The following is a 14412-nucleotide window of genomic DNA, read 5'->3' on the forward strand; positions in this document are numbered from 1 at the left end:
CGGGGGACTACCTGATGAGCACACCGCCCGGCCCCTACGGGCCTCCACCCCAGTACGGGCCGCCCCCGCCGGCCGCGCAGTACGGTCCGCCGCCGGGGTACGGGGCGCAGCCGTACGGTCCGCCGCCCCCGCAGGTGCCCGCCCAGCCCGGCCCGCCGGGGTACGGGCCGCCGCCGCCCTCGTACGGGGCTCCGCAGCAGCCGTACGGCGGGCCCCCGCAGCCGGCGCAGCCGTACCCGCCCGCCGGGCCGTACGGCTACCCGCAGCCCGCCCCGGCCGCCGGTGCGCCGGGCGGCAAGCGCACCACCCGCTCGAAGCTGAAGGCCGTCGGCGTGCTGATCGCCGCCGCCGTGGTGGGCGGCGGCTACCTCTTCAGCGGCCCGAGCGTCAGCAGTGCCAAGCCGGGCGACTGCGTCCGGGTGAGCGGCACCCGCGACGTCGAGATCGTCAAGTGCACCGACAGCAAGGCGAATTACCGAGTCCTGTCGAAGTTCGAGGACACCACCGACACCAATCGCTGCCGGCAGACGCCGCAGTCCACCAGCGCCGTCTCCGGCAAGAGCGGCCGCCGCTGGAACAAGAAGCGCTACGTGCTCTGCCTCGGCCCGCTGAAGCCCGCCGGCACCGCACCGGTCGGCGCCTCCTGACCTCCGGCCGGGCTTCCCGTCCGGCCCGTCCGACTTGTCCGTCACCGTTTCCCCGGGGGACCCCTTGTCCGTTCCGCCTCCCCAGATGCCCTACGGCGCCCCGCCGCCGAACGACGCCAACCCGTACGCCGGCGGCAACCCGTACGGCCAGCCCGTCCCGCCCCCGCCGCCGATGAACTACGGCTACCCGCCCGCCGCGCCCACGCCCGACCCGTCGGCGTACGGCTACGGCTACCCGGGCGGCGCCGTCCCGCAGGGCCCGGTCTGCCGCTTCTGCGGCGGCTTCCCCGCCGTGGAGGCCACCGTCCGCGGCCACCAGGGCATCATCGTGATCATGCGGTTCCTGAAGCTGCGGGGGCCGTTCTGCCGCGTCTGCGGCGATGCCACCGTGCGCGACATGTCCGCGAAGACCCTGGTCCAGGGCTGGTGGAGCTACCTCGGCGCGCCGATGACGATCATCACGCTGCTGCTGAACCTGGGCCCGCACAACAAGCTCAAGCAGCTGCCGCCGCCCGCCCCCGGCACCCACGGTCCGCAGCTCGACCCGGGCGTCCCGCTGTCCAAGCGCCCGCACGTGTTCATGCTGCTGCTCCCGGTCGGCTGGATCATCACGGTGATCGCGCTGATCGCCGCGGGCGCGTTCGCCCCCAAGAACGACCCGTACGTGCCCCACCCGATCGTCATGCCCACCGTGTCGGTGCCGCCGATGCCGAGCTTCAGCATGCCGCCGATCCCCGCGCCGACCTTCTCGCTGCCGCCGGACACCTCCGGCAAGCCGCAGGCCCCGGTCCCGGCACCGGCGAGCATCGACTCCGCCAAGGCCGGCGACTGCCTGCGCAACGAGAACGGCACCGGGGCGACGTACGATCCGACCCCCCGGATCACCATGCTGCCGTGCACCGACCAGCGCGCCCAGTACAAGGTGCTCTGGAAGTACCTGGCGACCTCGGACGAGAAGGTCTGCGCGGCGCAGCCGAAGTCCGACAGCAACTACGTCCGCACGAGCACCGGGATGCCGGCGCTGAGCTACGTCCTGTGCCTGCAGTCGATCCACACCTGACCAGGCACGCGTGAGGGGCGGTCCCGGCACCCCGGGACCGCCCCTCCGCGCGTTCGTTCAGCCCTGCGGCTGCTCCGCCCACCAGGCGCGGAGGGCGGCCACCGCCTCGTCGTGCTCCATCGGGCCGTGCTCCAGCCGCAGTTCGAGCATGTGCTGGTAAGCCTTGCCGACCTGCGGGCCCGGCCGCAGGCCGAGCAGCTCCATGATCTGGTTGCCGTCGAGCGCCGGGCGGATGGCGTCCAGCTCCTCCCGGGCCTTCAGCTCGCCGATCCGCTGCTCCAGGCCGTCGTAGGTGCGCGACAGCGTCGCCGCCTTCTTGCGGTTGCGGGTGGTGCAGTCGGAGCGGGTCAGCTTGTGCAGGCGCTCCAGCAGCGGCCCGGCGTCGGCGACGTAGCGGCGCACCGCGGAGTCGGTCCACTCGCCGCCGCCGTAGCCGTGGAAGCGCAGGTGCAGCTCGACCAGGCGCGAGACGTCCTCGGTGAGCTCCTTGGAGTACTTGAGATCGCGCATCCGCTTGCGGGTCATCTTGGCGCCGACCACCTCGTGGTGGTGGAAGGAGACCCGGCCGTCCGACTCGAAGCGGCGGGTGCGCGGCTTGCCGATGTCGTGCAGCAGCGCGGCCAGCCGCAGGGTCAGGTCGGGGCCGTCCTGCTCCAGGTCGACGGCCTGCTCCAGGACGGTCAGCGAGTGCTCGTAGACGTCCTTGTGCCGGTGGTGCTCGTCGCGCTCCAGGCGCAGCGCAGGCAGCTCGGGCAGGACGTGCCCGGCCAGGCCGGTGTCGACCAGCAGGCGCAGGCCCTTCACCGGGTGGGCGGCCAGCAGCAGCTTGTTGAGCTCGGCCTGGACCCGCTCGGCCGAGACGATGGTGATCCGCTCGGCCATCGCCGTCATCGCGGCGACGACCTCGGGGGCCGGGTCGAAGTCGAGCTGGGCGGCGAAGCGGGCGGCGCGCATCATCCGCAGCGGGTCGTCGGAGAAGGACTCCTCGGGGGTGGCGGGGGTGCGCAGCACCCGGGCCTCCAGGTCGTCCAGGCCGTGGTGCGGGTCGACGAAGCCGCGCCCGGGCAGGTCGACGGCCATCGCGTTGACGGTGAAGTCGCGGCGGACCAGGTCCTGCTCGATGGTGTCGCCGTAGGTGACCTCGGGCTTGCGGGAGGTGCGGTCGTAGGCCTCGGACCGGTAGGTGGTGATCTCGATCAGGAACGAGCCCTGCGGGGTGTCCTTGCGGGCGCCGACCGTGCCGAAGGCGATGCCGACGTCCCAGACCGCGTCCGCCCAGCCCTTGACGAGCTTGAGGACCTGCTGGGGGCGGGCGTCGGTGGTGAAGTCCAGGTCGTTGCCGAGCCGGCCCAGGAGCGCGTCCCGCACGGAGCCGCCGACCAGCGCCAGCCGGTGCCCGGCCGCCTGGAAGCGGCGGGCGATCTCGTCGGCGACCGGCGACACCCGCAGCAGCTCTTGGAGGCCCAGGGTCTGGGCCTCGCTCAGGCCTGGTACGGCCTGGGTGGCGGTGCTGGAAGGATGGGTGAGGGCGGTGGGCTCATTGGCAGTGGACACGGCTCACAAGGGTACGTGCCCGCGCAGGTCAACCGCCCGCGCGTTTTCGGCGTCTCACCCCAAGACCCGCAACACCGCACCCGGTGCCGCATCGTTACCATGCCGGTGAACGAGTTCTCGGGCACCGGACAGGGGATTGCGGTGCCGCGTGCCACCACGGCCGGCCGGGCGACCGGAGGCCGCACTCTTCACGGCCGTCCCACCCGGCTGCTTCGCACGGCTGATCCTCTCGGCCCGCGGCGGCGGTCGCGGCACCGAGCGGCGAACAGCGTCAAGCGAACACCGACAGCAGCAGCGAGCGAGAACGGCGAGGGCGAAACGAGTGAGTGAGCCGGCACGGCACTCGGGCCTGGGGGCGTACGGACGGCCTGGACGGCCCGGGGACCCCGCCGACGGGCGGCGCCCCGGCCGCCGCACGGCCCGGCGGCTCGCGGCCGCCCTGGGAGCCGCGCTGGCGGTGGTCGCGGCCGCCCCGGCCGGTGCACTGCCGGCCGGCGGCAACGTGCCGGCCACGGACGGGTCGGTCTCGGCCGAGTCCCCGGTGATCATGACGATCGACACGGTGGCCCCGCAGGTGGCCAGCCCGAACGGCACCGTGACGATCACCGGGCACGTGACCAACGGCGGCAAGTCGGTGCTCAAGGGCGCCCACGCGGCCGTCCGCAAGCCGTCGCTGGGCAAGCCGCTGCAGCGGCGCAGCGAGCTGCAGAACGTGGTCGCCCGCACCGCCCCGCTCGGCGCGGACGGCATAGAGCTGGACAGCCCGCAGTACGCGCTGCCCGAGCTCGCCCCCGGCCAGAGCCAGGCCTACACCCTCGGTGTCGCGGTCAACGACCTCTCGCTGAACGGCGACGGCGTCTACGAGCTCGCGGTGGACGCCTGGGGCTCGACCGCGGACAACCAGCACGAGCGGGCGCTGGGCATCGCCCGCACCTTCCTGACGTACAGCTCGAACGCCGACGCCCAGCCGACCAGGGTCGCCACGGTCTGGCCGCTGGTGCACGGGCCGGAGCTGGCCGCGCAGACCGTCGCCGAGGGCGAGCAGACGCTCTCGGTGCTGCGCGACGACAGCCTGGCGACCGAGTTCGCCCCGGGCGGCCGGCTGTACGAGCTGGTGGACACCGGCTCGAAGCTGACCGGCCTGACCTGGACGATCGACCCGGACCTGCTGGACACCGCGTTCGCGATGACCAAGGGGTACAAGGTCCAGAAGCCGGGCACCGAGAAGAACGGCAAGCCGGCCAAGGACGACAACGTCGTCAACGGCACCGGGCAGGCGGCCGCGACGGCCTGGCTGGACAAGCTGCGGGCCGCCGTCGCCAAGCCCGGCAACCAGGTCGTGGCGCTGCCGTACGCCGACCCGGACGTCGCCTCGATCGCCCACAACGGCGCCGACCTGGGCGGCATGGGCACCGCCCTGAACAAGGCCGCCACCGCGGGCCGGCTGACCGTCGAGGGCCGGCTGTCCGTGGACACCCGCTCCGACGTCGCCTGGCCCTACCAGGGCTACCTGGACCAGCAGATCGCCGGCGTCGCCAAGCAGGCGGGCAGCGACCTGCTGCTGGTGAACGGCGCGAGCATGCCGGAGCCGGACGCGCTCAACCACACGCCGACCGCGGTGCGCCCGGTCGGCAACGGGCAGAACGCCGTCGTGGCGGACGAGACCGTCTCCGCCCTGTTCGACGGCGACCTGAGCACTCCGCAGGCGCAGACCCTGGCGACCCAGCGCTTCCTCGCCGAGACCTACGCGATCACCCACGAGCAGCCGCAGAACCAGCGCGGCCTGCTGGTCCTGCCGCCGCGCGACCTGACCGTGAGCACCGCCAAGGTGCTGGCGGGCGCCCTCCAGACGGCGGCGGGCGGCAAGTGGGTCGAGCCGGTCAAGCTGGACACCGTGGCGCAGGCCGCGCCCGACCCCGGCGCCGCCACCGCCGTCCCGGCCGCCGCCGACTACCCGGCCAAGGCCCGCGCCACCGAGCTGTCGGCCACCGACCTCAGCAACACCGACAGCGTCCAGTACGACCTCGACACCCTGATGCAGGTGCTCACCCTGCCGCAGCGCGTGCGCGGCCCGTTCAGCGCGGCCATGGTCCGTTCGCTGTCCACCGAGTGGCGCTCCGACGCGCCCGGGGGAGACGCGTACCGCGAAGGCGTGAAGAAGTACCTCGGCGAGCTGACCGGCGCGGTGCAGGTGCCCAAGAAGACGGTCGTCACGCTCGCCGGGAACACCGGCCAGCTCCAGGTCAGCGTCCGCAACGACCTCACCCAGACGGTCACCAACCTGAGCCTGCACCTCGTCTCGCACCAGCAGAACCGGCTGTGGGTCGCCCCGCAGGAGGACCTGGTCATCCCGGCCGCGCAGGGCGTCACCGTGCGGTTCCAGGCCCAGGCCCGCAACAACGGCCCGGTCCAGATGACCGCCCAGCTCTTCACCACCGGGCCCAACCCGCGCCCGTACGGCCAGGCGCAGAACTTCCAGGTGGAGGTCACCTCGGTGACCAACGGCGTGCTGTACGTCTTCGCGGGCGGGGTGCTGCTGCTCCTGCTGGCCGCCCTGCGGTTCTTCCGCCAGCGCAAGCGGCGGGCCGGGCAGCCGCACGAGGACGGCGACCAGCCGATCGGCGACGCCGGGACGGCCGGCCCGGGCGGGAAGCCCGAGGACACCGACGACGCGGACGACGCCGGCGACGCCGGCGACGCGGACCACGGGGGCCCCGGGGACCACGCCGTCGAGGACGGCCCCGCCGGTGACGATCCCGCGCAGACACCGCGCGGCAGCAGCGCCGATGGCCGGGATCGGACCTCCAGTGATGAGAAGGTTGGTCCTTGATACCGCCGACCCCGCACCCGACCGGGCCGGCCTCCCCCACGAACGCGAAGAGGTGACATGACCGGGCGCAGCGAGGAGCGGCCGCCGGGCCGCGGTGAGAACCGGCCGGGTGCCGAGTCGCCGTCCGGCGACTGGTACGTGGCCGACACCTACGCCCAGGACCCGTACGCCGCCGACGCGTACCGGGCCCCGCAGGACGGCCAGGACCCGTACGGCCTCCGGGCCGCCGGGCCCGCCGCACCGCAGCCGCAGGCCGCCGCGTACGACGTGCCGCCGCAGCTGCCGCCGCAGGCCGGCGGCTACCCCGCGCCGGTCCCGCCGACGCCGTTCGCGCCGCCGGTCCCGCCGGTGCAGCCCGGCTGGGACACCCCGGTCGGCTGGCGGGAGCCCGGCGGCGAGGCCCAGGCGGCCGGCGGTCAGTGGGGTGGCGCGGAGCAGCCGCAGCAGCAGTGGGAGCCCGGCCCCGCGCACTCCCGGTGGGACTCCGAGACCACCGAGTACGTCGGCGTGGACGCGCTGTTCGGCAGTGGCCGGGCGGAGGGCGCGGCCCCGCCGCAGGCGCCCCGGCCCGCGCCCGTGCCGCCGGTCGCCCCCGTGCCGTCCGGCCCGGCGCCGTTCCCGCCCGTGGGCGGGTACCCGGCGCAGGAGGGCCGCGGCGACGGGCCGCGCCCGTTCGTGCCCCCGATCGAGTTCGACCCGCCGCTCTCGGAGGAGGAGGCCACCATGCAGGTGGCCGCGGTGGCGCTGCCGCCCGCGGTCGAGCCGCTGGAGGACCTCGCCGCCGAGGAGCACGCCGTGCAGGCGCCGCCCGCGGAGTCCGCGCCGGCGGCCGGCGGCGGCAAGGTCGCGAGCCTGCTGAACTCCAGCGCGATCATGGCGGCCGGCACGCTGGTCTCCCGCGGCACCGGCTTCCTGCGCACGATGGTGATCGCGGGCGCGATCGGCATCGCCGTCATGGGCGACTCCTACAACGCGGCGAACACCCTGCCGACCCTGCTGTACATCCTGATCGGCGGCGGCGCGCTGAACGCCGTCTTCGTGCCGCAGCTGGTCCGCAGCATGAAGAACGACGAGGACGGCGGCACCGCCTACGCCAGCCGGCTGCTCACCCTGGTGATGGTCGGCCTCGGCGGCGTGGTGTTCCTCGCCGTGCTCGGGGCGCCCGTCCTGGTGCAGCTCATCGCGCACCCGATGATGGAGAACGCGGCCCGCGCCGAGACCACCGTCGCACTGGCCCGGTACTGCCTGCCCACCATCTTCTTCATGGGCATCCACGTGGTGATGGGCCAGATCCTCAACGCCCGCGGCCGGTTCGGCGCGATGATGTGGACCCCGGTCCTCAACAACATCGTGGTGATCTTCACCTTCGCCGCCTACATCTGGGTCTACGGGGGCTTCAACTCCACCCAGGTGACGCCGGAGAACATCACCCCCGAGGGCGTGCGGCTGCTCGGCCTCGGCACGCTGATCGGCCTGGTCGTCCAGTCGCTGGCGATGATCCCGTACCTGCGGGCGGCCGACTTCCACTTCCGTCCGCGCTTCGACTGGCGCGGCCACGGCCTCGGCAAGGCCGCCCGCCTCGCCAAGTGGACGTTCTTCTTCGTCCTCGCCAACCAGGCCGGCTACCTCGTCATCACCCAGCTGGCCACCGCGGCCGGCAGTGCCGCCGAGCACGGCGGCCACGGCGGCGTCGGCCTCGCCGCGTTCTCCAACGCGCTGCTGATCTGGCAGCTGCCGCAGGCCGTCATCACCGTCTCGATGATGAGCGCGGTGCTCCCCCGGCTCTCCCGGGCGGCGGCCGACGACGACGCCGGCGCCGTCCGCGACGACCTCTCGTACGGGCTGCGCACCACCGCGGTGGCGGTCGTCCCGGCCGCGTTCCTGTTCCTGGCCCTCGGCCCGGCGATCGGCCGCTCGATCTACGCGGTCGGCGGCGGCACCGCCTCCCTGGACAACGCGACCAACGTCGGCCTGATGCTGTCCGCCTTCGCGCTCGGCCTGATCCCGTACTCGGCGCAGTACGTCATGCTGCGCGGCTTCTACGCCTACGAGGACACCCGGACGCCGTTCTCCAACACCGTCTGGGTGGCGGCCTGCCAGGCCGGCTTCTCGCTGGTCTGCTGGTTCGCCCTGCCGCCGCAGTGGACGGTGACCGGCATGGCCTTCGGCTACGGCCTCGCCTACGCCGTCGGGGTGACGGTGGCGGCGCCGAAGCTGAAGAAGAAGATCGGCGGGCTGGACACCAAGAGCATCGGCCGGACCTACAGCCGCCTGGCCGCCGCGTGCGTCCCGGCCGCCCTGGTCGGGCTCGGCGTCAGCCTGGCGGTCCAGCGCGCGCTCGGCGGCTGGCCGGGCAGCGTCGCCTCGGTCGTCGTGGCGGGCGGCCTCCAGCTGGCCGTGTTCGTGCTCATCGCGAAAAGGCTCCGGATCGAGGAGCTCAACGCCATGCTCGGCATGGTGCGCGGCCGGCTCGGCCGCTGACCCGACGCACCAACCGGCCGGACCGGCCGACGCCCTGAGCGGGCGTCAACCGTGAGGATCGGCTCACGGGCCGGTCCGGCCCGGCACCGGGCCGCCACCCGCACCGGGACCGCCCGGCCCCGCTGGTGGCGGCCCGGTGTCGGTTCTGCACCACATCTCTCCACCTCCAGGCAACCGAGCGGCCCCCTCAGCGGTCGTACCCGGTGGAGAAGAGTGGGCACAATTGTCCTGGAGCACAGGGCCGCCAACCCGCGGGCTCCAGCGACTCTCTCAGCCGGGGCGACACAAGGGGAGGCAGGACCACGGTGGCTGATGGCACCAAGGCGGTCGTCGACACGTCAGCAGCTGACGCGGCGGCGGACGACGCCGCACTGGCCGCGGCGATCGACGAGCTCGCGGGCGCGAAGACCGCCCCGGGCGACGACGTCCCCTCCTCCGGCACCTGCGCCCCGGACGGCCCGGCGGCCACCGCCGACTCCGGCTCTCCCGCCGACGGCACCTCGGCCGACGAGGACGCCTCGGTCGGTGAGGAGGCGTCGATCGGCGAGGAGACTTCACTCGGTGAGGCGGCCTCGCTCGGTGAGGAGACTTCGGAGATCACCGCGCCGCTCTCGGTCGACGAGATCGCCGCCGAACTCGCCGCCGGCGGCAAGGCGAAGAAACCGGCCGGGGCGCCGCAGGCGGCCGACGGCACTCCCCGTCGCGCACCCACCGACCCGCAGCCCACCCTCGACCCGCGCGACACCTCCACCCTCCCCCGCACCCTCCCCGCCCCGATGCGGCACAGCGGCGACAAGATCGGCCACCGGTACCGGCTGGAGGAGTGCATCTCCCACACCGAGACCTTCAGCAGCTGGCGCGCCGTCGACGAGAAGCTGCGCCGGGCGGTCGGCGTCCACCTGATGGCCTCCGGCCACCAGCGCGCCCGCAAGGTGCTCGCCGCCGCCAAGTCCGCCGCCCTGCTCGGCGACCCGCGCTTCGTCCAGGTCCTGGACGCCGTCCAGGAGGGCGAGCTGGTCTACGTCGTGCGGGAGTGGCTGCCGCACGCCTCCGACCTCGCCAAGCTGCTCGCCGGCGGCCCGATGGAGCCGCACGAGGCGTACCAGATGGTCCGCCAGGTGACCGACGCGGTCGCCGCCGCCCACCGGCGCGGCCAGGCCCACCTGCGGCTCACCCCCCGCTGCGTGCTGCGCACCGACAGCGGCCAGTACCGGATCAACGGCATCGCGGTGGACGCCGCCCTGCGCGGGCTGCCCGCCGAGGGCGACACCGACGACGCCGAGCGCGCCGACACCCGTGCCATCGGCGCGCTGCTGTTCGCCGCGCTCACCCACCGCTGGCCCTACCCGGAGGACCGCTACGACCTCCAGGGCCTGCCGAAGGGCCTCCAGAACGCCGCCCCCGACCAGGTCAGGGCCGGCGTCCACAAGGGCCTGTCCGAGCTCGCCGCGCGCGCCCTGTTCGACCACCCGCCGCACCACGCCCAGCCGATCACCACGCCGGAGGAGCTGGCCAAGGCGATCGCGCTGATGCCCCGCATCCGCCAGCCCGAGCCCGAGCTGCCCGTCTTCACCCCGCCGCCCCGGCACAACACCCACGCCCTGCCGACCGCGCCCAACCCGACCCGGGTCATCGACGGTCCCGTCGTGCCGCCGCTGCCGCCGCAGGCCCGTCCCCGTCCGTCCGCCGTCCGCCGCACCCGGCGCCGGCTGCGCCGGGTGGTCAAGGCGACGGCCTGGACGGTCGCCCTGGGCGCCATCGGCGTCGCCTCCTGGCAGGCCGTCGACCACCTGCGCAACAACGGCTCGGCCATCGCCGCCCCGCAGCCGTCGGTCAGCACCGCCGCACCGAGCGCGCACGCGGCCACGCACACGCCGGTCCCGATCCCCGTCAAGGACGCGATCTCGTACAACCCGAGGGGCGACTCCCCGGAGTCCACCTACCTGCTCCCGAAGGTCTTCGACGGCGACCCGAACACCTCCTGGGTGACCAAGAGCTACGTCGACCCGTTCGGCCCCAAGCCCCCGCTCAAGGACGGCACCGGCCTGCTCATCGACCTCGGTTCGCCGCAGTCGGTCAGCTCGGTGAACGTCCAGTTCGGCGGCCTCCACACGGCCGAGCTGCGGGTGCCGAACGCCCAGGCCTCCGCCAACCCGGCCTCGGCCCAGCCCGAGGCCTACACGGTGCTGGACAAGCAGAGCGGCTCCACCGTCGACTTCACCCTCACCAGCCCGACGACCACGCGCTACCTCTTGATCTGGCTGACCAGTCTGCCCAAGGATCCGAATGACAGCGGCAGGTACCGTGGGCAGGTCAACGAGGTCAAGGTCTTCGGCTGACCGGACGACCGCGCACACCGACGGCAAGGGCAGGTGACAGTGGCGGACGACGACGCGACGCTGCTCGCGCGGCACGTCGCCGGCGACCCGGACGCCTTCGGGCAGCTGGTGAACCGCCACCGCGACCGGCTCTGGGCGGTCGCCCTGCGCACGCTGGGCGACCGGGAGGAGGCGGCCGACGCGCTCCAGGACGCCCTGGTCTCCGCCTTCCGCGCCGCACCCGGCTTCCAGGGCCGCTCCGCCGTCACCACCTGGCTGCACCGGATCGTGGTCAACGCCTGCCTGGACCGCGCCCGCCGCAGCGCCACCCGCCGCACCAGCCCGCTGGACGACGACCCGCAGCGGCTGGACACCCTGGTCGGCGCCGCCGAGCCCGCCGACTCCCCCGTCGTCCGGGCCGAGGTGCACCGCGAGGTGACGGCGGCGCTCGCCGAACTGCCCGCCGACCAGCGGGCCGCCCTGGTCCTGGTCGACATGCAGGGCTACCCGGTCGCCGAGGCCGCCGAGCTGCTGGGCGTGCCGGTCGGCACGGTGAAGAGCCGCTGCGCCCGGGGCCGGGCCCGCCTGCTGCCGCTGGTCCGCCACCTCCGCGAGGGCGGCGGAGGCGATGTTCCACGTGAAACGGCGTCCGCCCCGGGCGCCGCACCACCACGGCGGAACGCGCCGGGGAATGCGCCGAAGAAGGCGCCGGGGAACCCAAGTGGCGCCCGCACCGTCACAGGAACAGGCCCCGACAACGGCCGGACGATTCTGGAAGGAGACGCGAGCACGCGATGACGGTCCCCTTCTCCTCCGCCGACCCGTCCGACCCCACCGACTCCTCCGGGTCCCACCCCTCCGTCGACGAGCTCGCCGACCTCGCCGAGGAGCTGATCGAGGACGCCGCCGCCGTCGAGGCCCTGCACCGGCACCTGGCCGGCTGCGCCGAGTGCCGCGAGACCGTTGATGCGCTCGGCGAGGTCCGGGCGCTGCTGGGCGGGGTCGAGGCCCCGCCGATGCCGGCCGACGTCGCGGCCCGGCTGGACGCCGCCCTCGCCGACGAGGCCGCCCGGCGCGACGCCTCCGACGGGCCGTACGAGGCCCCCGGGAGCACGCGCGGACCCGCCGCCCCGACCCCGCCGTCCCGTCCCGCCACGGCGCCCGCAGCGCCACCCGCGCGGGCCGTCGGCGCCACCGGTCCCGGCCGTCCCCGCTCCCGGCGGCGGCGTGCCGGTCTCCTGCTCGGTGCCGCCGCCGCGCTCGCCGCGATCGGCCTCGGCGGCGCACTGCTGTACCCGGCGGACTCCGGCTCCCAGAAGTCGGCCTCCTCGGCCGCCGCGCCGGCCACCGCCGACGCCGGGCACAGCTCCAAGGGCGGACACGCCCTGGGCGGGGGCACCGAGTACCGCGACGACCAGCTCGCCGCCCAGGTCCAGAAGCTCCTGGCCGGCTCGGGCACCGTCGTGGGCTCGCCCCCGAACGGCGTCGCCAAGCCCTCCGCCGCGGCACCGGCCGAAGGGCGGCAGCCGCTCACCTCGGAGCCGGCGCCCGGAGCCGGCCGGAGCTGCCAGGCCCCGGACGCGGCCACGGGCACGCCGCTGGCCACCGACCACGGCACGTACGCCGGGTCCCCGGTGGAGGTCCTGGTCTACGCCGTGCCCGGCAAGCCCGGCGAGGTCGACGTCTACCTGCAGTCCCCCGCCTGCACGGTCGTGCTGCACCGCGAGGTCCCCGCCCATTGACCGGCCCGGCCCCGGTGGTGCTTCCGGAACTCCTCCGGAACCCTCCCGGAACCCGTCCGGTTCCCGTGCGATCGACGCCCGGGCCGCCACGCCGCTTCCGGAGTGCGGGCACCTGGTACTGATCCGCCTGGGAATGCGAGACACTGGTCAGTCGTTGTCCCGGGCGGCGGAGCAGGACCGCCCTCCCCGCAGCAAACGCGGGTCGCGATGCTAACCAGGAGATGCAGTGAGCGACGTCCGTAACGTGATCATCATCGGTTCCGGCCCGGCCGGCTACACCGCCGCGCTCTACACGGCCCGTGCCTCCCTGAAGCCGCTGGTCTTCGAGGGTGCCGTCACCGCCGGTGGTGCGCTGATGAACACCACCGAGGTCGAGAACTTCCCGGGCTTCCGGGACGGCATCATGGGCCCGGAGCTGATGGACAACATGCGCGCCCAGGCCGAGCGCTTCGGCGCCGAGCTGGTCCCGGACGACATCGTCGCGGTCGACCTCACCGGTGACATCAAGACCGTCACCGACTCCGAGGGCAACGTGCACCGGGCCCGCGCCGTGATCGTCACCACCGGCTCCCAGCACCGCAAGCTGGACCTGCCGAACGAGGACAAGCTCTCCGGCCGCGGCGTCTCCTGGTGCGCGACCTGCGACGGCTTCTTCTTCCGCGACCAGGACATCGCGGTCGTCGGCGGCGGTGACACCGCCCTGGAGGAGGCCACCTTCCTGTCCCGCTTCGCCCGCAGCGTCACGATCATCCACCGGCGGGACACCCTGCGCGCCTCCAAGGCGATGCAGGAGCGCGCCTTCGCCGACGAGAAGATCCGCTTCGAGTGGGACAGCGCGGTCGAGGCCATCCACGGCGACCCGAAGCTGAGCGGCGTGACCCTGCGCGACACCACCACCGGCGAGACCCGCGAGCTGGACGTCACCGGTCTGTTCATCGCGATCGGCCACGACCCGCGCACCGACCTGTTCAAGGGCCAGCTGGACCTCGACGCCGAGGGCTACCTCAAGGTCGAGGCCCCCTCCACCCGGACCAACATCCCGGGCGTGTTCGGCGCCGGCGACGTCGTCGACCACACCTACCGCCAGGCCATCACCGCGGCCGGCACCGGCTGCTCGGCCGCCCTGGACGCCGAGCGCTACCTCGCCGCGCTGGACGACCTGGAGGCCAAGGCCGCCGCCGTTGCGGTCTGAGTCCCGCCGCACCGACCGATCCCCCCGCGGGGGTGCCACCCGGTGTTCCACGTGGAACACCCCCGCTCCGGCCAGGCAGAAACAGAACGGGTCCGCCCGTTGTTCTCCTGGCAGCAGCCCTCACCGTCCGAACCCGAGGAGTCCCCGTGGCCGGCGCCACCACCACCGTCACCGACGCGACGTTCCAGGCCGACGTCCTGGACAGCGACAAGCCCGTCCTGGTCGACTTCTGGGCCACCTGGTGCGGCCCGTGCCGCCAGGTCGCCCCGATCCTGGAGGAGATCGCGGCCGAGCACGGCGACAAGCTGACCATCGCCAAGCTCGACGTGGATGCCAACCAGGTGACGGCCGCCCAGTACAACGTCATCTCGATCCCGACCCTGATCGTGTACAAGGGCGGCGAGCCGGTGAAGTCCATCACCGGTGCCCGTCCGAAGGCCGCGCTGCTGCGCGAGCTGGCCGAGTACATCTAGGTCCTCGACCACCTGCGGAGGCGGGGGGGGCCCACACCCGGGGGGCCCCCCCCCGGAGTTTTGGGGCCGGGGCCCCGCCCGGGGGGGGCCCGGGGAGAAAGGCCGCCGAGGCGGC

Annotated in this window: 10 protein-coding genes; 9 read left to right on the forward strand and 1 reads right to left on the reverse strand. The window is 74.1% G+C overall.

Annotated elements, in window-relative coordinates:
- The first annotated feature begins 14 nt into the window (after nt 1-14).
- Together ACFVU9_RS38680 and ACFVU9_RS38685 are read left to right on the forward strand one after the other, a co-directional pair.
- Entirely contained in the window at nt 15-647 is a 633-nt protein-coding gene (locus ACFVU9_RS38680) for a hypothetical protein (protein WP_387601699.1), read from the forward strand.
- Nucleotides 648-732: 85 nt separating this feature from the next.
- A complete protein-coding gene (locus ACFVU9_RS38685; RefSeq protein ID WP_380499267.1) occupies nt 733-1707 on the forward strand; it encodes a hypothetical protein in 975 nt (324 codons plus the stop codon).
- Nucleotides 1708-1764: 57 nt separating this feature from the next.
- Here the strand turns inward: ACFVU9_RS38685 and ACFVU9_RS38690 are convergent, their stop codons facing one another.
- The gene (locus tag ACFVU9_RS38690; protein ID WP_380499272.1) at nt 1765-3192 is read right to left on the reverse strand and encodes a CCA tRNA nucleotidyltransferase; all 1428 of its coding nucleotides are present in this window, start codon (nt 3190-3192) and stop codon (nt 1765-1767) included.
- Between the two features lie 391 nt (nt 3193-3583).
- Here ACFVU9_RS38690 and ACFVU9_RS38695 point away from each other — a divergent pair, with 391 nt between their 5' ends.
- The 7 genes from ACFVU9_RS38695 (at nt 3584) to trxA (ending at nt 14297) form a co-directional block, all read left to right on the forward strand.
- Entirely contained in the window at nt 3584-6091 is a 2508-nt protein-coding gene (locus tag ACFVU9_RS38695) for a DUF6049 family protein (protein WP_387601702.1), read from the forward strand.
- A 57-nt stretch (nt 6092-6148) separates the two neighbouring features.
- Nucleotides 6149-8572 carry a murein biosynthesis integral membrane protein MurJ gene (gene murJ, locus ACFVU9_RS38700; RefSeq protein ID WP_380507201.1) on the forward strand — a complete coding sequence of 808 codons (2424 nt, stop codon included), beginning with the start codon at nt 6149-6151 and terminating at the stop codon, nt 8570-8572.
- Between the two features lie 305 nt (nt 8573-8877).
- Nucleotides 8878-10911: a serine/threonine protein kinase gene (locus tag ACFVU9_RS38705; protein ID WP_380441723.1), complete on the forward strand. Its 2034-nt coding sequence runs from the start codon at nt 8878-8880 to the stop codon at nt 10909-10911.
- A gap of 33 nt (nt 10912-10944) precedes the next feature.
- Entirely contained in the window at nt 10945-11688 is a 744-nt protein-coding gene (gene sigM / locus ACFVU9_RS38710; RefSeq protein WP_380441725.1) for an RNA polymerase sigma factor SigM, read from the forward strand.
- Nucleotides 11685-12632, forward strand: coding sequence for a hypothetical protein (locus ACFVU9_RS38715; protein WP_380507204.1), 948 nt, complete (start codon nt 11685-11687; stop codon nt 12630-12632). Before sigM ends, ACFVU9_RS38715 begins: the two co-directional genes overlap by 4 nt.
- Before the next feature lie 226 nt (nt 12633-12858).
- Complete coding sequence (trxB, locus tag ACFVU9_RS38720; protein WP_380441729.1) at nt 12859-13824, forward strand: thioredoxin-disulfide reductase; 966 nt, start codon at nt 12859-12861, stop codon at nt 13822-13824.
- A gap of 146 nt (nt 13825-13970) precedes the next feature.
- Entirely contained in the window at nt 13971-14297 is a 327-nt protein-coding gene (gene trxA, locus ACFVU9_RS38725) for a thioredoxin (protein ID WP_380441731.1), read from the forward strand.
- Nucleotides 14298-14412 lie beyond the last annotated feature (115 nt).

It is taken from the genome of Kitasatospora sp. NPDC057936 (assembly GCF_042887525.1).
GTDB lineage: Bacteria > Actinomycetota > Actinomycetes > Streptomycetales > Streptomycetaceae > Kitasatospora.